At 61.1% G+C, this 16588-nt stretch carries 17 protein-coding genes and 1 tRNA gene; 5 read left to right on the plus strand and 13 right to left on the minus strand.

Features of this window, described 5'->3' with window-relative positions; all coding sequences use genetic code 11:
• Positions 1 to 47 precede the first annotated feature (47 nt).
• From pheS to ACP7D4_RS04035, 6 genes are all read right to left on the minus strand, one after another.
• The gene (gene pheS, locus ACP7D4_RS04010) at positions 48 to 1064 is read right to left on the minus strand and encodes a phenylalanine--tRNA ligase subunit alpha (protein ID WP_426207846.1); all 1017 of its coding nucleotides are present in this window, start codon (positions 1062 to 1064) and stop codon (positions 48 to 50) included.
• A gap of 135 nt (positions 1065 to 1199) precedes the next feature.
• Positions 1200 to 1559 (minus strand): 50S ribosomal protein L20, encoded by a 360-nt coding sequence (gene rplT / locus ACP7D4_RS04015; protein ID WP_426101112.1) that lies wholly within the window; start codon positions 1557 to 1559, stop codon positions 1200 to 1202.
• 26 nt (positions 1560 to 1585) lie between these two features.
• Positions 1586 to 1783, minus strand: coding sequence for a 50S ribosomal protein L35 (gene rpmI / locus ACP7D4_RS04020; protein WP_426101114.1), 198 nt, complete (start codon positions 1781 to 1783; stop codon positions 1586 to 1588).
• A 313-nt stretch (positions 1784 to 2096) separates the two neighbouring features.
• Positions 2097 to 2645, minus strand: coding sequence for a translation initiation factor IF-3 (infC, locus tag ACP7D4_RS04025; protein ID WP_426101394.1), 549 nt, complete (start codon positions 2643 to 2645; stop codon positions 2097 to 2099).
• 10 nt (positions 2646 to 2655) lie between these two features.
• Complete coding sequence (thrS, locus tag ACP7D4_RS04030; RefSeq protein ID WP_426101116.1) at positions 2656 to 4563, minus strand: threonine--tRNA ligase; 1908 nt, start codon at positions 4561 to 4563, stop codon at positions 2656 to 2658.
• 207 nt (positions 4564 to 4770) lie between these two features.
• Positions 4771 to 4847, minus strand: a tRNA-Val gene (locus ACP7D4_RS04035).
• 150 nt (positions 4848 to 4997) lie between these two features.
• Between ACP7D4_RS04035 and ACP7D4_RS04040 the strand changes: the two genes are divergently transcribed.
• The 3 genes from ACP7D4_RS04040 to ACP7D4_RS04050 all read left to right on the plus strand — a co-directional run bounded on the left by ACP7D4_RS04040 (position 4998) and on the right by ACP7D4_RS04050 (position 7777).
• A complete protein-coding gene (locus ACP7D4_RS04040; protein WP_426101118.1) occupies positions 4998 to 5915 on the plus strand; it encodes a cation diffusion facilitator family transporter in 918 nt (305 codons plus the stop codon).
• A 77-nt stretch (positions 5916 to 5992) separates the two neighbouring features.
• Positions 5993 to 6898, plus strand: coding sequence for an NAD(P)/FAD-dependent oxidoreductase (locus ACP7D4_RS04045; protein ID WP_426207847.1), 906 nt, complete (start codon positions 5993 to 5995; stop codon positions 6896 to 6898).
• Between the two features lie 60 nt (positions 6899 to 6958).
• A complete protein-coding gene (locus ACP7D4_RS04050) occupies positions 6959 to 7777 on the plus strand; it encodes a class I SAM-dependent methyltransferase (RefSeq protein ID WP_426101122.1) in 819 nt (272 codons plus the stop codon).
• On the opposite strand, the gene ACP7D4_RS04055 is transcribed toward ACP7D4_RS04050, so the two are convergent.
• The 7 genes from ACP7D4_RS04055 to ACP7D4_RS04085 form a co-directional block, all read right to left on the minus strand.
• Positions 7767 to 8606, minus strand: coding sequence for a penicillin-insensitive murein endopeptidase (locus ACP7D4_RS04055; RefSeq protein WP_426101124.1), 840 nt, complete (start codon positions 8604 to 8606; stop codon positions 7767 to 7769). The two genes, ACP7D4_RS04050 and ACP7D4_RS04055, sit on opposite strands and share 11 nt — an antisense overlap.
• Before the next feature lie 10 nt (positions 8607 to 8616).
• Entirely contained in the window at positions 8617 to 9249 is a 633-nt protein-coding gene (locus ACP7D4_RS04060) for a hypothetical protein (protein WP_426207848.1), read from the minus strand.
• 17 nt (positions 9250 to 9266) lie between these two features.
• Positions 9267 to 10208: an MlaD family protein gene (locus tag ACP7D4_RS04065; protein ID WP_426207849.1), complete on the minus strand. Its 942-nt coding sequence runs from the start codon at positions 10206 to 10208 to the stop codon at positions 9267 to 9269.
• 10 nt (positions 10209 to 10218) lie between these two features.
• A complete protein-coding gene (locus tag ACP7D4_RS04070) occupies positions 10219 to 11028 on the minus strand; it encodes an MlaE family ABC transporter permease (protein WP_426101396.1) in 810 nt (269 codons plus the stop codon).
• Positions 11029 to 11108: 80 nt separating this feature from the next.
• Positions 11109 to 13349, minus strand: a complete 2241-nt coding sequence (locus tag ACP7D4_RS04075; protein ID WP_426207850.1) for a RelA/SpoT family protein — start codon at positions 13347 to 13349, stop codon at positions 11109 to 11111.
• A 6-nt stretch (positions 13350 to 13355) separates the two neighbouring features.
• On the minus strand, positions 13356 to 13706 hold the full coding sequence (locus ACP7D4_RS04080) for a RidA family protein (protein WP_426207851.1): 351 nt from the start codon (positions 13704 to 13706) through the stop codon (positions 13356 to 13358).
• 18 nt (positions 13707 to 13724) lie between these two features.
• Positions 13725 to 14603, minus strand: a complete 879-nt coding sequence (locus ACP7D4_RS04085; protein WP_426207852.1) for an alpha/beta fold hydrolase — start codon at positions 14601 to 14603, stop codon at positions 13725 to 13727.
• A 136-nt stretch (positions 14604 to 14739) separates the two neighbouring features.
• Between ACP7D4_RS04085 and ACP7D4_RS04090 the strand changes: the two genes are divergently transcribed.
• Positions 14740 to 15534 carry a 3-hydroxybutyrate dehydrogenase gene (locus tag ACP7D4_RS04090; protein ID WP_426207853.1) on the plus strand — a complete coding sequence of 265 codons (795 nt, stop codon included), beginning with the start codon at positions 14740 to 14742 and terminating at the stop codon, positions 15532 to 15534.
• Positions 15535 to 15691: 157 nt separating this feature from the next.
• Entirely contained in the window at positions 15692 to 16585 is an 894-nt protein-coding gene (locus tag ACP7D4_RS04095) for a DUF6662 family protein (RefSeq protein WP_426207854.1), read from the plus strand.
• Positions 16586 to 16588: the final 3 nt, after the last annotated feature.

Here is a 16588-nt window from a genome sequence, read left to right on the forward strand (position 1 = left end):
ATTCGCCTTTAAAGCAAAGATCTTGTTGTCTCGATGAGTTATCTTGATTAATTAAATTGCTTCAGGAAGCGCAGATCGCCTTCGTAGAACAGGCGCAGGTCGTTGATCCCGTAGCGCAGCATCGTCAAGCGCTCAAGGCCGGAGCCGAACGCGAAGCCGATAAACTTTTCAGGATCCAGGCCAAAGTTCCTGACCACCGTCGGATGCACCTGGCCGGCGCCCGACACTTCCAGCCAGCGTCCTTTGAGCGGGCCGCTGCCAAACGCAATGTCGATTTCCGCCGACGGTTCGGTGAACGGAAAATACGAGGGGCGAAAGCGCACCTGCAGATCGTCGGTCTCGAAGAACGCCTTGACGAAGGCGAGGTAGACGCCCTTCAGGTCGGCGAACGAGATGTCTTCGGCGATCCACAGGCCTTCAACCTGGTGGAACATCGGCGAGTGCGTTGCATCGCTGTCGACGCGGTAAGTGCGGCCGGGCGCGATGACCTTGATCGGCGGCGTATGGGTGCGCGCATAGCGCACCTGCATCGGGCTGGTGTGGGTGCGCAGCAGCAAAGGCTTACCGGTGCTGTCGTTGCCTTCCACGTAAAAGGTGTCCTGCATCGACCGGGCCGGATGGTTTTCCGGGCTGTTGAGGGCCGTGAAGTTGGTCCAGTCGGTTTCGATTTCGGGGCCGTCGGCCACATCGAAGCCGATCGAGCGGAAGATCTCCTCGACCCGCTCCCAGCTGCGCATCACGGGGTGAATGCCACCCATCGAGCGCCCGCGCCCGGGCAGCGTGACGTCGATGGCTTCCGCGTTCAGGCGCGCGTCGAGAATGGCGTTGGCCAGCGCATCGCGGCGCTCGGTCAGGGCGGTCTCGATCTGCACTTTGGCGGCGTTGATCAGCGCGCCCTGGGTTTTTTTCTGGTCGGGATCGAGTTTACCGAGTCCCTTCATCTGTTCGGTGATCTGGCCGGTCTTGCCAAGGTACTTGGCTTTGGCGTTTTCGAGTGCGGCAGCGTCTAAGGCGGCGCTAAAGTCAGCCTGGGCCGAGACGACGAGGTCTTCGAGGGAATTCATGCGATGTCTTTTTTTGGTTGAAGATTGAGCCAAGACGCGTCGCGCACGCGCCACAATCAAAAACGGGGCACAGGTTTGAACCTCTGCCCCGCTTCGTGGCGCCACCCGGGGGCTGCGCCTGACATGATCACAAGCTTACGCTGCGATTTTTGTCTTTACTGCGGCGACAATCGCGGCGAACGCCGGCTTGTCCATCACAGCCATATCGGCCAGGACTTTACGGTCCAGTTCGATAGATGCTTTCTTCAAGCCGTTCATGAATACGCTGTACGTTACGCCATGCTCACGGGAAGCGGCGTTGATACGGGCGATCCACAGGCGGCGGAATACGCGCTTCTTGTTGCGGCGATCGCGGTAAGCGTATTGGCCGGCGCGCATGACTGCTTGCTTGGCAACACGGTATACCTTGCTGCGGCGACCACGGTAGCCTTTAGCTTGGACAAGAATTTTCTTATGACGGGCACGAGCGGTAACCCCACGTTTTACTCTAGGCATAGTATCTCCTTAAATTGAGTGTGAGATTAAGCAGACGGCATCATACGCATGACGGAACGTACATCCGCAGCGTCGACGTTCGTGATTCCGCGCAATTGGCGCTTGCTCTTGGTGGTTTTCTTGGTCAGGATGTGGCGCTTGAAAGCGTGACCCGCTTTGACGGTTCCACCTGGACGCACGCGAAAACGTTTCTTCGCGGAGCTTTTGGTCTTCATTTTAGGCATAGTAGTTCTGTCCTTCCGGACAGCTCCAGTAGCAGGATTGCAGGTGGCAACAACGCGCTGCGCTTAGATGCCTGCTTTCACATGATTCCTCATTCTTTGCAGAACGAAGCCCGAGATCATAACACAGATGTGTCGAAAAAAATACATTTTCAACGAAATGTAGGGCGGAAAAGCGAAGCGCATTCCGCCATAAGCCGCCGGGGACTCATGGCGGAATGCGCTACGCTTTTCCGCCCTACGGGTGTAACCTGTGCCAACTTTTTGCGCCGGCGTCGAACCGGGGTCCGACCCCGCGCCAACACGACTCGACGGCTTACTTCTTCTTTTTTGGCGACAGGATCATGATCATCTGGCGGCCTTCCATCTTCGGGAATTGCTCGACCTGGCCGTACGGCTCCAGATCAGCCTTCAGACGTTCCAGCATGCGAAAGCCAATGTCCTGGTGCGCCATCTCACGGCCGCGGAAACGCAGTGTGATCTTGGTTTTGTCGCCTTCGTCCAGGAACTTGATCAGGTTACGCAGCTTGATATTGTAGTCACCATCATCGGTACCCGGACGGAATTTGACTTCCTTCACGAGGATGATCTTTTGCTTCAATTTCGCTTCGTGGGCCTTTTTCTGCTCCGAATACTTGAACTTGCCGTAGTCCATGAGGCGGCATACCGGCGGCTGCGCCGTCGGAGCGATTTCGACCAGGTCGACGTTAGCCTCTTCGGCCAGACGAAAAGCTTCGGCCAGGCTCACAATGCCAAGCGGCTCGTTTTCCACCCCCGATAAACGCATTTCAGGGGCGGTGATTTCGCCATTGATGCGATGTGACTTGTCAGTAGCTATGTTGTTTCCTTTTAATGTCTGATGAATTAGCCGCGCGTCAAGCTTTGGAATCGATCTCGGTTTTGAGTCGCTCCACGAGGGCTTCGATGGACATGACGCCCAAATCGACATTGCCCCGTGCTCGCACGGCCACAGTGTTGGCATCCCGCTCTTTGTCGCCGATCACAAGGATATATGGCAGTTTTTGGACGGAATGTTCACGTATTTTATAGGTTATCTTCTCGTTTCGCAAATCAGCGTGAACGCGGTACCCGGCTTTGCGCAGTTGCGAAGCAATTTCCTTCGTATAATCGGCCTGCGCATCCGAAATGTTCAGGACAGCGATCTGCACCGGCGCCAGCCACAATGGCATCGCGCCGGCATGGTTTTCGATCAGGATACCGATAAAACGTTCGAGCGAACCGACGATCGCGCGGTGCAGCATGACCGGCACCTGGCGCGAGTTATCCATCGCCACGTACTCGGCGCCGAGTCGCTCCGGCATGAAGAAGTCCACTTGCATGGTGCCCACCTGCCATGGACGGCCGAGACTATCTTTCAGGTGGTATTCGATCTTCGGCCCGTAAAAAGCGCCCTCGCCCGGCAACTCGGTCCAGGTGACGCCGCAGGCGCGCAAACCCGAACGCAGCGCTTCTTCCGCTTTATCCCACACTTCGTCCGTACCGATGCGGTTATCCGGACGCAGCGCTAGTTTGACGTCAATATTTTCAAAATGGAAGTCGGCATACACTTCCATCGCCTGTGTGTGAAACGCAACAACTTCAGGCTGGATCTGCTCGTCGGTGCAAAAAATGTGGCCATCATCCTGCGTAAAACCCCGCACGCGCATGATGCCGTGCAGCGCGCCGGACGGCTCGTTGCGGTGGCACTGGCCGAATTCGCCGTAGCGCAGCGGCAAGTCGCGATAACTGCGCATGTTGCTGTTGAAAATTTGCACGTGACCGGGACAATTCATCGGCTTAAGCGCGTAGGAGCGGTTTTCCGATTCCGTCACGAACATGTTTTCGCGATAGTTATCCCAGTGGCCAGTTTTGCCCCACAGGCTGCTGTCGAGAATCTGCGGCGCCTTGACTTCGTCGTAGCCGTTGACCTGGTACTTGTGGCGCATGTATTGCTCCACCTGCTGCCAAATGATCCAGCCCTTGGGATGCCAGAACACCAGGCCCGGCGCCTCTTCCTGGAAGTGGAAAAAGTCGAGCTGCTTGCCCAGCTTGCGGTGGTCGCGCTTTTCCGCTTCTTCAAGATTGTGCAGGTACAGTTCCTGATCTTCCTTCTTGGCCCAGGCCGTGCCGTAGATGCGGGTGAGCATTTCATTTTTCGAGTCGCCGCGCCAATAGGCGCCGGCCACCTTCATCAGCTTGAATACCTTGAGCTTGCCGATCGACGGTACGTGCGGGCCGCGGCACAGGTCGGTGAAGCCGCCCTCGGCATACAGCGACACGTCTTCCCCGGCAGGAATCGAGCCGATGATTTCGGCCTTGTAATCTTCGCCGATGGACTTGAAGTAGGCAACCGCTTCGTCGCGCGGCAAGACGGTGCGGGTGACTTTTTCATCCTTCTTGACCAGCTCGCCCATCTTTTTTTCGATGGCAGCCAGGTCTTCCGGCGTGAACGGACGCTTGTAGGCGAAGTCATAGTAAAAGCCGTTCTCGATGACCGGGCCAATGGTGACCTGCGCTTCCGGAAACAGCTCCTTGACCGCGTAGGCCAGCAAATGCGCCGTCGAGTGGCGAATCACGTCCAGGCCTTCGGGGTCCTTGTCGGTAATGATCGCCAGCTCGGCGTTCTGCTCGATCAGGAAGGACGTATCGACGACCTTGCCGTCGACCTTGCCGGCCAGCGCCGCCTTGGCAAGTCCGGTGCCGATGCTGGCGGCGACCTGGGCTACGGTGACTGGGCCGTCGAACTGGCGCTCGGAACCATCGGGAAGTCGGACTGAAAGCATGCTGTTCTCCTGAACATGAAACGAAATGGTGTGTCGATCAAAAACGCGGACGAAAAAAAACGCGGGCTAGCCGCGTTTACTTTTCGTAGAGCAAAAGGAATCACCTCGACTAGTGTCGCTGGAACAACTCCGTCGTAGTTCGCGGTGTCATAACCATGATGCCTTTCTCACTTTTACTGACTACTACCGTTTTTAAAACTCTTAATCTGGTGGGCGGTGAGGAATTCGAATCCCCGACCCCTTGGATGTCGACCAAGTATTCTAACCAGCTGAACTAACCGCCCGAAGACCCGAATTATAGAGAGGCATTTCGAGAAGCACAAGGGCTTTTTAAGAACTAAATATATCACACATAAAAACCCTGTCGGGCGCCGCGAAACACGGGCTAGGGACGGGCCTGCGCCGGGCCGGGAATTTTATATTACACTTTAAGCATGCCATCCAACACACCCCCTTCACCGTCCGCGCACCTGCACGCCCACCACCAGGGTGACGCCAAGCACGTGCACGTGACTGAAGAACGCAGCAATAGCGCACTGGCCGTAGCGCTCATGCTCACGCTGCTGTTCGCCGTCGTGGAAGTCGTGTTCGGATTGATTTCCAATTCGCTCGCGCTCGTGTCGGACGCCGGCCACATGGTGACCGACGCCGCCTCGCTCGGCCTGGCGCTGCTGGCCCAGATGATTGCCAAGCGCCCTCCTTCGGCGCGCAATTCCTTTGGCTATGGCCGGGCCGAAGCGCTGGTCGCATTCGTCAATGGCCTGGCGATGCTGCTTGTGGTCGGCTGGATCGTGTTCGAGGCTGTGCAGCGCTTTTCCGCGCCGCGCCCGGTTGCGGGCCTTACCGTCCTCATCGTCGCCAGCATCGGCCTGGCGGTCAATCTGGGCGTGGCTTGGCTGCTCGCGCGTGACCAGGCCAGCATCAACACGCGCGCGGCGCTGGTGCACGTGATGGGCGACGTGCTCGGCTCGATTGCCGCCATCGTGGCCGGCGCCGTCATCTGGCTCTCGGGATGGATGCAGATCGACCCGCTGCTGTCGATCGTGGTGTCGCTGCTGATCCTCAAGTCTACCGCCGCCATCTTGCGCGAGTCCTATCATTCGCTGATGGAGGGCGTGCCGCACGCGATCGACTACCTGCAGGTGGGCGCCGACCTGGCGCAAGTGCCCGGCGTGCTGTCGGTGCATGACTTGCATGTATGGGACATGTCGCCCGGACAGCCGGCGCTGATCGGGCACCTGCACATCCGCAGCATGCGCGAATGGCCGCAAGTGCTGGCCTTGGTCCACCAGATGCTGCTTGCCAAACACGGCATCGATCATGTAACCCTGCAGCCAGAGGCCCACGATTAAACCTTGTCGTCCCCGTCTTACCTGACGGCGGCGCGCGCACCGATGCACGCCCTGTTACGCCGCATCCAGAATGCAGCATGGACAATGTATATGACACCCTGATTATCGGCGGCGGCCCGGGCGGACTGACAGCGGCGGTCTACTTGCGCCGTTTTAGGCGCGAAGTGATGCTCGTCGACAAAGGCAACAGCCGCCTGGACTTAATTCCTGTGACCCATAATTTCCCTGGTTTTCCAGACGGCATACGGGGACTGCAATTGCTGGACAACTTGCGCTGCCAGCTCGGCAGATATGGCGGCGCGGTCACGCCGGGCGAGGTCAGCGGGCTGCGGCGCGAGGGCGACTGCTTCGTGGCCGAATACGAAGGCGGCGAAGTGCGCTCGCGTACCGTACTCATTGCCACCGGCATCGCCGACGCCGGCTTGCCGGTGGAAAACTGGCGCGAGGCAGTCGCTGCGGGCGCGGTGCGCCTGTGCCCCGTGTGCGACGGATTCGACGTGCTCGACAAGCGCATTGCGATCGTCTCGTCACCCGAAAACCCGGTCAGCCACGCGCTGTTCATGCGCACCTTCAGCGCCAGCGTCACGCTGTTCGAGCGCGACCGGGAGTCCGCCATGCCCGCAGAACACCAGCAGCAGTTGCGCGACGCTGGCGTGCGCTACATCGCCTCGCCGGTGCTGGGCGTGACCATGTCGCACGCCATGAAGCCAGTGATCCACACGGAAGATGGCGAAGACCATCATGCCGACGTGGTGTACCCGATGCTCGGCGAGAGCGCCCGCTCCGACCTGGCGGCGGGGCTTGGCGCGGCGACCGCCGACTGCCTGGCGCTGGAGGTGGATGAATACCAGTGCACCACGGTTGCAGGCTTGTACGCCATCGGCGACGTGGTCAAGGGCTTGAATCAGATCAGCGTGGCCGCGGGACACGCGGCCATTGCCGCCACGCATATTCACAACACGCTGCCGCGCCGCTTTCGCTGAACAAAATCACAGGACGCTGGTCCAAACGAGTACGCAATAGCGCGTGCAAGGAGATGCGGCATGAATCCGATCAGCCCTGAAATGGAGGCGCTCAAGGCGCGCCTCAAGACAACCTGGATGTCCGGCGACTATGCGCATTTCGCACAATACATGGAACCGGGCGCGCTTGAATTTCTCTCTCGCTTGCACATTCCGCCGGGCGCGCACATGCTCGACGTCGCTTGCGGCGCCGGCCAGATCGCCATTCCTGCGGCCCGTGCGGGGGTGCGCGTGATCGGCGTGGACATCGCCTCCAACCTGGTCGCCAAGGCACGCGCGCGTGCAGCCGCGTCCGGCGTCAATGTTACCTTTGATGAAGGCGACGCCGAGATGCTGCCCTACGGCGACGCTTCATTTGACATCGTGGTCAGCCTGATCGGCGCCATGTTCGCGCCGCGCCCCGACCTGGTGGCCGCCGAACTGTTGCGGGTATGCCGCCCGGGCGGGCGCATTGCCATGGCCAACTGGACGCCGGAAGGCCACGTTGGCCAAATGTTCAAGGTTGTTGGCAGTCATGTGCCGCCGCCACCGCTGATGGTGTCGCCACTGAACTGGGGCGACACTGCCACCGTGCGTGACCGGCTGGGACCGGGATGCACCAGCGTTGCGGCGGAAAAGCGCATGTATCCCATGCGCTATCCATTTCCGCCTGCGGAAGTGGCACAATTTTTCTTTGAATATTACGGCCCCACGGTGCGCGCCCTGGCCGCGCTCGACGATGTCAGCAAGGCAGGCTTGCGCAAGGATTTGGTCGAACTTTGGACGCGCAACAATCAGGCGACCGATGGTACGACGCGGGTGGAGGCGGAATATTTGGAGGTCGTCGCGCTCAGAGCTTAGTTTCTGGTGAAGGGCCGGCGACGTTTATAACGCCGCTTGCTCTCCGGCGAAAAATGAGGTGCTGCGCGGGGACGTGGAGGCCTTGGTTTGCAAGTGCTTGCAAGTCGCGTTTGGCAGGCCAATGATCCATTGCCGCGCCCTTCGGCACGCCTGGTTGGCAAGGAAGAGAAAAATCAACGTGATAATGCTCGTCATGGCGCACCCACGGCTTGGCGACCATGAACGGAATATTTTTCTTGACCCAGGGACCGCGCGGGCTTGCCCACAGCATGGCCAAAAACTCCCGCGCGAGAATAACGTTGGCAATCCGCGCGCCATGGGCGCGGGCAGCGGCGTCTAGCTGGTACAGGTGTTCTGCCAGCGCCGGGAAATCGATGCGCAACTGCTGGTATCTGGCATTGCGATCGAATTCGATGTCATAGCCGAAACGCGCTTTTCCCTGGGTGGGCAACGCCACAGACACGTCCCGCGCATCGCGCACCGGCACGAAAAAATCGATCGACAAACCGTTCTGATGCGTCCTGTGCGGCTTGAACAGCCCGCCCGAGGCCAGCCCCGTCTCGCCGTACACATAGCGATTGGCCGGCGAACCGGCGTTCAGGCGCGCATACGCGTCAACCACGATGGCGGCGCTGGTGGCGTGCAGATAGGTGCGTCCGGCGCCTGCCGCCACCGTGCTGTAGGCGGAAAAATTGTCGCCTTCAAGGGGCAGCTGGACGCCGCCCTCCAGGCGCCCCTTGCCTGGCCTGCCGTAGCATTGACTGGCAGCGGCCGGCGGCAATGGCGCCACGACTGCAATTGCCAGTGCAAGGCGAAGTGCGCGCCTCATCTTGCGCGCCTCATTTGGTCAGCAGCGCCAGGTCGATGCGGCGCTGTAGACGCGCCGCTTGCGCGCTGTCGCCCGCCTCGCTGGCGCGCTTTAGCGCCACGCCAAGCCACATGAGCAGCGGCCGGCGCCAGCCTTGCAATGAGGCTGTCTCGGTCGCGACGTGGATATCGGCGGGGGACATGCGCCCTGCCTTCATCAGCACGCCCGCCGCCACCAGTTGCGAGAGCGGGTCGGCGATGGCGCCGATGCCGCCCTTGCCCTGCACGATGGCGCGGTGCTGCTCGGGCAGCAAGGCGGCGTCGAGCCCCTGCCAGTGGCCCGCCAGGTAGTTGGCATAGGCGCGCTCGTTGACGGTGGCGTCCTGCGCCAGCGCCAGAAAACCCGGGCAGTCATCGTATTCCAGGCTGGCCACGCGCGTGGCGCAGCGATACAGTTCGGCGTGCGCCACCAGGTCGGGCCGGCCGGTGCTGGCCATCTCGACGCGGGCGCGCGTAAATTCCGATTCTGCCGCGCCGCTGTCGCCTTTCAGGTAAGCCTGGCTGAAGCTCTTGAGCGAGCCGCTGGCATTCGACTTCCAGTCCGGCTGCACCGGTTTGCTGCCGCAGGCCGCCAGTCCCAGGCAAAGGCCAAGGGATAGTGGCATGACTAAGAAAAACTTGTTCATGGAAGCTTCAACTCCGTCTCGCGTGTAAAGGGCCACTTGCGGTTGATTTCGTCGATCAAGCGCGTCACCTTGCGCAGGCTGGCGTCGACCTCGCTGCGCAGCGCGCCGATGTCCTTGGTCGCTTCGTTGGCGTTGCCCGCCACTTTCTGCGCTTCGGCCAGCACTGCATCGACTTTTTTCAAGCTCGCACTGGCGTCTTTCAACACCACGTTCAGCTGGCGCACGGCGGTTTGCGCGTCGTCCATCACGCCCTGCTTGCCAAATACGCGCTGGTCGGCCTTGATCAGCAGCGAGTCGACCCGGTCCAGCGTCTGCATCACCTTGCGCGCTTCGGTCTCGCTGCCAAGGGCGCCACCCAACACGCCGTACTTGCCGCCAAAGCGCCCGGAAAGCGTCTCGATATTGGCCAGGCTATTGTTGATCGCCGAGCCGCTGCTGGTCATGCTCTCGAGGTTTTCGAGCAGCGTGCGCGCGCTGGCGACGAGCTTGGGAATTTCAGCGGCGGTGTCGCCGCGCAGCACGGTGCGCATCGCGTCTTCTTCGATCGGCGGGTCGGACAAAATGCCCGAATAGGCGCGGATGCGCGTCTCGCCCACCATGCTCTTTTCCATGGTGAACACGCTCGAGGCGCGCAGCCACTTGGCGTCCTTGCGATTGATGTCGACCAGGATGCGCGCCTTGCCGTCCGGCGCCAGTTCGACGCGCTGCACGCGCCCGATGGGAAAGCCGGAGAACGTCACGTCCATGCCGGGGATGACGCCCTCGGAGTCTTCCGACACCAGCACCAGGCGCTGCGTGCTCTCGAACACGCCGCGCGCGTACATCACGTACAGCAAAAACGTGGCCACCAGCGCGGCCATCAGCACCAGCAGGATTACTGCCTTGATTTCGACATGGGCGATGGGTTCGGCGGGGGCGTCGGCTTCGTTTTCAGTCATGCTCGCTCTCTTAAATGTATTTGACGGCCAGCGAACCGGCCTCGATGACCAGCAATACGAACAGCAGCCGTATCGCGCCCGGCTGCACGGTCGACGAAGACCGGCGGCCGAAGCGGTGCAGCTCCAGGATGGCGGCGGTCGGGATCACGGCCACCGCCAGCCCGAAAAAAATCGTCTTGGCGACAAAGCCGACCGTCACCGCCGGGTTGAACACGCGCCCGACGGTGCGCGTGTAGTCGAGCACGCCCCAGGGCGAGGCGCCATACACGCTGATGTAGGCCAGCACCAGCACGATCACGCTGCTGACCATGGCCAGGCTCAAGACGGCAAAGGCATTGGCGATCACTTGCGGCACCAGTTCGCGGCGCAGACGGTTTTGCGCGGCGGCCGATTTGTCGGGCTGCGCATTGGCGGCGACGGCCAGCGCGCGCGCGTCGCCGGCGTTGAACGCCAGGCCCGCACGCAGGGCCACGAACATGGCCGCGGTCAGGGGAATGAGTTCGAGCACCAGCACCCGCACCACCATCTCGAGCGCATAGCGCGACAGGCCGTAGCTCAGCGCGGTCACGACCACGATGCGGATCAGGACCAGGCTCACCAAGGCTGCCAGCAGCGTGAACCAGGGCAGCACCTCCCAGGTGCTGGTGTAGATGTAGCGCGAAGTGGTGAGGCGGTTCTCGCGGTTGTAGGTAGACGGCGAAAACGCCATCACGAGCGCGATGGCGCCCAGGTGGACCATGTACCACCAGCTGGCCACGAAGCGAAACACGAAGCCGCCCCATTCGGAGGGTTTGGCGTAAAGGAAGGAGTGGGGGCGCATCGGGTCCATTGTCTTATCAAAAACCATAGCTATAGCGTGATGCTGCCGCCACTGAACGTGTGAACAACGCAGCTGAACTTTTACTGCCGCCTGGCCTCCTGCACGCCATTGACTTCCATAATCGCCAGCAGCGCCTTTTGCAACTGCCCGGTCGAGCCGATTTCGGCCGTGAAGGTCATGCGCGCCTGTCCTTTGGCGCTTTGCGTATTGACCCCGATGACATTGATCTTCTCGCGCGAGAACACCTCTGAAATATCGCGCAGCAGCCCCTGGCGGTCGCCCGCCAGAATAAACAGGTCAACCGGATACACGGTATCCTGCCCCGCCCTGCCCCAGTCGGTATGAATCACCCGTTCCGGCGCCTTGGTGCGCATCTCGTGAAAATTCTTGCACGTGGCGCGGTGGATCGACACGCCCTTGCCGCGCGTGACGAAGCCGACAATGCCGTCCGGCGGCGCCGGTTTGCAGCACTTGGCCAGCGCCGTCAGCAGGCCGTCCGTCCCCACCACCAGCACGCCCGACTTGGCGCCTTTTTCCACGCTCGAGGCGCGGCTTTTGTTGAGCACCACCGCGTCTTCGGGGACGATGACTTCGCCCGTGTCATGCAGGGCCTGCTCCACATGGCGCAGGCTGAATTCTTCCTTGCCCACCGAGATGAACAGATCGTCCACCTTGGCAAAGCCCAGCTTGTGCGCCAGCGACTCCAGGTTGACGGCGGTTTTCCCTTCGCGCTGCAGCGATTTTTCCACCAGCGCGCGGCCGTGCGCCAGCGTTTCTTCCAGGTCGATCGCGTGGAACCACGCGCGCACCTTGGAGCGCGTCCGCGTGCTGACCGTGTATTCGGGATTGAGCCAGTCGCGCGACGGCCCGGCCGTTCCCGGCGCGCCCTTGGCGGTGATGATCTCGCAGGTCTGGCCGCTTTTCAGCGCCGTATGCAGCGGCACCATGATGCCGTCCACGCGCGCGCCGCGGCAGCGGTGGCCCACTTCGCTGTGCAAGTGATACGCAAAGTCGATCGGCGTGGCCCCCACCGGCAGCTCCAGCACCCGGGCCTGCGGCGTCAAAACAAATATACGATCGTCCAGAGTTGTGGATTTTAACTTCTCGACCCATTCGCGCTGGATGTCTTCCTGGCCGACCACGACGTCGGCCACGTCGGTCTTCCAGGCCAGCAGCTGGCGCAGCCACGCGATTTTTTCGTCGTACTTCTGGCCCTTGAAGTTCGAGCCGCCTTCTTCCTTGTAGCGCCAGTGGGCAGCAACGCCGTATTCGGCAAAGTTATGCATTTCTTGGGTGCGGATCTGCACTTCGAGCGGTCGTCCGTCTTCGGCATTGACCACCGTGTGCAGCGACTGGTAGCCATTCGACTTGGGACGCGAAATATAATCGTCGAACTCCTTGGGAATCGGGGTCCAGATATTGTGGACCACGCCCAGCACGCTGTAGCAGGTCTTGTCGTCAGCGACGATCACGCGAAAGGCGCGCACGTCGTACAAGTCCGAGAACTCAAGCTCCTTGCCGCGCATCTTGCTCCAGATGCTGTAGATATGCTTGGGCCGCCCGAACACTTCAGCCTTGATGCCGGCCGCCGCCAGTTCGTCCTGCAAACGCAGGATCGACGACTGCACGAAGCCTTCGCGCATCATGCGTTTTTCTTCGAGCATCTTGGCGATGCGCTTGTAGGTCTCCGGCTCGATAAAGCGGAACGACAAGTCTTCGAGCTCCCATTTGAGCTGCCAGATGCCGAGCCGGTTGGCCAGCGGCGCATACAGGTCGAGCACCTCGCGCCCGTACGCCTGCGTCATGTCATTGAACAGCTTGATGTCGGCAAAGTAGCGCAAGGTCGTCACGCACGAGGCCAGGCGCACCAGCACCACGCGCATGTCGCTGGCCATCGCCAGCAGCATCTTGCGCAGCGTTTCCACCTGGGCCACGGCCTGCTGCGCCGCGTTCTTGCCGCGCCCGACGCTCTCTTTGCCAATCGTCATGTCGCGCAGGCGGATCAGTTGGCGCACGCCCGTCACCAGATCGGTTGCCTCCTTGCCGACCAGCCCTTCCAGGCCGGCCACCGCTTTCGGGTCCAGCACCGTCAGTTCGAACATCAATCCGGCGATGCGGGTCTCGGCGTCGGTGCGCAAAAAAGCCAGCGTGTTGGCCACGCCGAGCGCAAATTCAAGCGCATTTTGGCCCGACGCGCACACCTTGCCCTGGTAAGCGCCGGTGGCGTACGCAAGCGCCGCCTCGACCTGGGCGCTGTCGTGCGCGCCCAGGCCTGAGAGCACTTGTATTGTTGCGCCGCCTGGCGCTGCAATCGCTACCATACGGGCTTAACGCAGCGCCGCGGTGACGCAGATCTCGACCAGGCAGGCCGGGTTGGCCAGCTTCGCTTCAACGGTGGCGCGCGGCGGCGTGTGGCCTGGGGCCACCCAGTCGTCCCAGACCTCGTTCATGCCGGGAAAATGCGCCATGTCGGCAATGAAAATCTGGCACGTCAAGATGCAGCTCTTGTCGCTGCCCGCTTCGGCCAGCAGGCGGTCCACGTGAGCGAGTACTTCGCGCGTCTGGCCGACAATGTCGGCCGCCGTGTCGTCGGCGATCTGGCCGGCCAGGTAGACCGTGCCGTTATGGATGGCCACTTCGGATAATCGTTTTCCTACGTACAGTCGGGTAATGTCCATGATGCGTTCTTTCAGAGCTCAAGCAATCAAAAATTGGCGTGCGATGGCGATCTGGTCGTCATGCATGAAGGTGGGTGCGTGGCCGACGTTGGCAATTTCAACCAGCTGCGCATGCGGCCCGCGCCCGGTCATTTCGACGGCGGTCGCGTGCGAGAGCAGGTCCGAATTGGCGCCGCGCACCAGCAGCGTCGGACACCGGATCGCGTCGTACGCGGCCCACAGCGCGGCCTGGTCGGCCATGGCGGTGTCCGGCGTGGCGTTGGCAAACGGCTGGGCCAGGCCCATGTCGTAATGGCGCACCCATGCGCCGTCTTCCTGCTGGCGCAGCACGTCGCTGGCCAGCTTGGTCCATTGTGCTTCGGTGTGTTCGCCGAACGAGAGCGACACCTCGCGCACGAAACGCGCGGCCCGCTCGAAGTCGGGAAAGCGCAGATCCTGCCCGATGTAGTCGCCAATGCGGCGCAGCGCGGCCGGGTCGAGCGTGGGCCCGATATCGTTGAGCACCAGCTTGCGGATCGGGTTTCCCGGCAGCGACGCGAGCGCCATGCCGATCAGCCCGCCCATGGAGGTGCCGAACCAGTCGATGCGGGCCGCGTCGCTGTGCGCGGTGATGCGCGCGATGAGCGTGACCATGTCGCTGACATACTGGGGAATGCCGTACAGGCGCGCATCGAGCAGGCGGCCGGAGCGGCCACGGCCCACCACGTCGGGGCAGATCACGCGGTAGTGGCTTGACAGGGCGCGCGCGAGCACGTCGAAATCGTCGCCCACGCGGGTGACGCCGTGCACGCAAATAAGGATCTCGGGATTATGCTCGTCGCCCCATTCCTTGTACGACATGTGGTGCAAACCTGTTGGCGAACAGCACTGGACGGAAGTGATTCTTGCTACGGTCATGCCGACTCCTTGTTGGGCGCTTATCCGTCGCCATATTCAAATATGTGTTTCAATTCCTGCTACTACGAATCACAACGCTGACTAACGTTTAGAATTCTACATCATCAACCACGCAATCATTCTCCCAGAGGACACAATGAAAACAAGCATGTTGAGCGGCAAAACGGCGCTCGTGACAGGTTCCACCTCCGGCATCGGCCTCGGGCTGGCGCGCGCGCTGGCCGAGCAAGGCGCCAACATCGTCTTCAACGGCTTTGGCGATGCGCAGCAAATTGAAAAACTCCATACCGACGTCGCCCAGGAGTTCGACGTGCAGACTGCCTATCACAATGCCGACATGTCCAAGCCGGCCGAGATCGCCGCCATGATGCAGTTCGCGCAAGACAAGTTCGGCGGCGTCGATATCCTGGTCAACAATGCCGGCATTCAGTTCGTCGCCAACGTCGAAGACTTCCCGCCAGAAAAATGGGATGCGATCCTCGCCATCAATCTGAGCTCGGCCTTCCACACCTCGCGCCTCGCGCTGCTGGGCATGAAGCAAAAGAACTGGGGCCGCATCATTAACCTAGCGTCGGTGCATGGCCTGGTCGGTTCGGAGCAAAAGTCAGCCTACGTGGCGGCCAAGCACGGCCTGGTGGGACTGACCAAAGTTACCGCGCTCGAAACGGCGCATACGGGCATTACCTGCAATGCGATTTGTCCGGGCTGGGTGCTCACGCCGCTGGTGCAAAAGCAGGTGGACGACCGCGCTGCGCGCGACAAGGTGAGCAACGAGGAAGCCAAGAAAGCATTGCTGGTTGAGAAACAGCCTTCCGGCGAATTCGTCACGCCAGAAGAGCTCGGCGCGCTTGCGGTATTTTTTTGCAGCCCGGCCGGCAATCAAGTGCGCGGGGTGGCATGGAATGTCGACGGCGGCTGGGCCGCGCAATAGCAGTACAGGGATGGCATGCTGTAGGCGGCGCAGTGACAGCGCCGCCCGCCAACCGGCCCCCGTGCGCAATCCGTGGCGAACGTCAAAAACCGCTTGCAAGTGATAATGATTCTCGTTTAGAATCACAAATCATTCTTGTTTACGGAGTTTCGCCTTCATGTTCATCCCTCGCAAAGCCATTGCACTGGCCATCGCGCTCATCGTGACCCTTCCCGCCAGCGCCGACGAAAACCTGTTGGGCTACGTGCGTGGTGCCGAGACATTGCCCAAGGGAGCGAGCGAATTCTACCAGTGGTTCACGCAGCGCTCCGACAAGGGCGCCGGCCACTACAGCGCGCTCGATACCAAGACGGAATTCGAGTATGGCGTGACCGACCGCTTCCAGGTCTCGGCCGAAGTCAACGGACTGGCCATCAATACCCACGGCTTGCTGATCGACGGTTACCTGCCGGCAGACAGAAAAACGGGCTTGCGCGCGCGCAGTATTGAATTTGGCGTCAAATACAATTTCCTCAGCCCGGCCAAGGATGACATCGGCCTGTCGGCCATCAGCTCCATCGAGTTCGGTCGCCTCGACCCCCATTCCGGCCAGGCAAAAAGCGAAGTGGAAGTCGAACTTGAGATGCAGGTCCAGAAATACTTCCTGGAAGGCCAACTGGTCTGGGTCGGCAACCTGGGCGGACGGGCGGCGCGCGAAAAGCGCAAATTCATCGCCAACTTGCCGGACGGTTTCGACTGGCCGGTCGAGCCTGAAATGGAATTGCAAACACGCATAGGCACAGGCGTTTCGTACCGCTTTGCACCGGGATGGTATGCGGGCGCCGAAGTGCTGCGCGAGAGCGAGTACGAGACCGAAGTCGGCCTGGAGCGCTGGTCGACTTTTGCCGGCCCGAGCATTCACTATGCGGGCCAGAAATGGTGGGCCACGCTGACGGCGTTCCGGCAAATGCGCGGCGGCGGCGAACAATACGCCGGCCAGGCCGACACCAGGCTACACTTGATCGAGAAGACGAAAAACGAATTTCGCGTCAAGCTCGGCTACAATTTTTAAGGA

Origin of the sequence: Massilia sp. TWP1-3-3 (genome assembly GCF_049897805.1) — a bacterium.
Taxonomy (GTDB): domain Bacteria; phylum Pseudomonadota; class Gammaproteobacteria; order Burkholderiales; family Burkholderiaceae_D; genus Telluria_A.

Coding starts and splice junctions, on each gene's coding strand:
- pheS (WP_426207846.1), bottom strand. CDS start 1,064: ATGAATTCCCTCGAAGACCTCGTCGTCTCGGCCCAGGCTGACTTTAGC.
- rplT (WP_426101112.1), bottom strand. CDS start 1,559: ATGCCTAGAGTAAAACGTGGGGTTACCGCTCGTGCCCGTCATAAGAAA.
- rpmI (WP_426101114.1), bottom strand. CDS start 1,783: ATGCCTAAAATGAAGACCAAAAGCTCCGCGAAGAAACGTTTTCGCGTG.
- thrS (WP_426101116.1), bottom strand. CDS start 4,563: ATGCTTTCAGTCCGACTTCCCGATGGTTCCGAGCGCCAGTTCGACGGC.
- ACP7D4_RS04040 (WP_426101118.1), top strand. CDS start 4,998: ATGCCATCCAACACACCCCCTTCACCGTCCGCGCACCTGCACGCCCAC.
- ACP7D4_RS04045 (WP_426207847.1), top strand. CDS start 5,993: ATGGACAATGTATATGACACCCTGATTATCGGCGGCGGCCCGGGCGGA.
- ACP7D4_RS04050 (WP_426101122.1), top strand. CDS start 6,959: ATGAATCCGATCAGCCCTGAAATGGAGGCGCTCAAGGCGCGCCTCAAG.
- ACP7D4_RS04055 (WP_426101124.1), bottom strand. CDS start 8,606: ATGAGGCGCGCACTTCGCCTTGCACTGGCAATTGCAGTCGTGGCGCCA.
- ACP7D4_RS04060 (WP_426207848.1), bottom strand. CDS start 9,249: ATGCCACTATCCCTTGGCCTTTGCCTGGGACTGGCGGCCTGCGGCAGC.
- ACP7D4_RS04065 (WP_426207849.1), bottom strand. CDS start 10,208: ATGACTGAAAACGAAGCCGACGCCCCCGCCGAACCCATCGCCCATGTC.
- ACP7D4_RS04070 (WP_426101396.1), bottom strand. CDS start 11,028: ATGCGCCCCCACTCCTTCCTTTACGCCAAACCCTCCGAATGGGGCGGC.
- ACP7D4_RS04075 (WP_426207850.1), bottom strand. CDS start 13,349: ATGGTAGCGATTGCAGCGCCAGGCGGCGCAACAATACAAGTGCTCTCA.
- ACP7D4_RS04080 (WP_426207851.1), bottom strand. CDS start 13,706: ATGGACATTACCCGACTGTACGTAGGAAAACGATTATCCGAAGTGGCC.
- ACP7D4_RS04085 (WP_426207852.1), bottom strand. CDS start 14,603: ATGACCGTAGCAAGAATCACTTCCGTCCAGTGCTGTTCGCCAACAGGT.
- ACP7D4_RS04090 (WP_426207853.1), top strand. CDS start 14,740: ATGAAAACAAGCATGTTGAGCGGCAAAACGGCGCTCGTGACAGGTTCC.
- ACP7D4_RS04095 (WP_426207854.1), top strand. CDS start 15,692: ATGTTCATCCCTCGCAAAGCCATTGCACTGGCCATCGCGCTCATCGTG.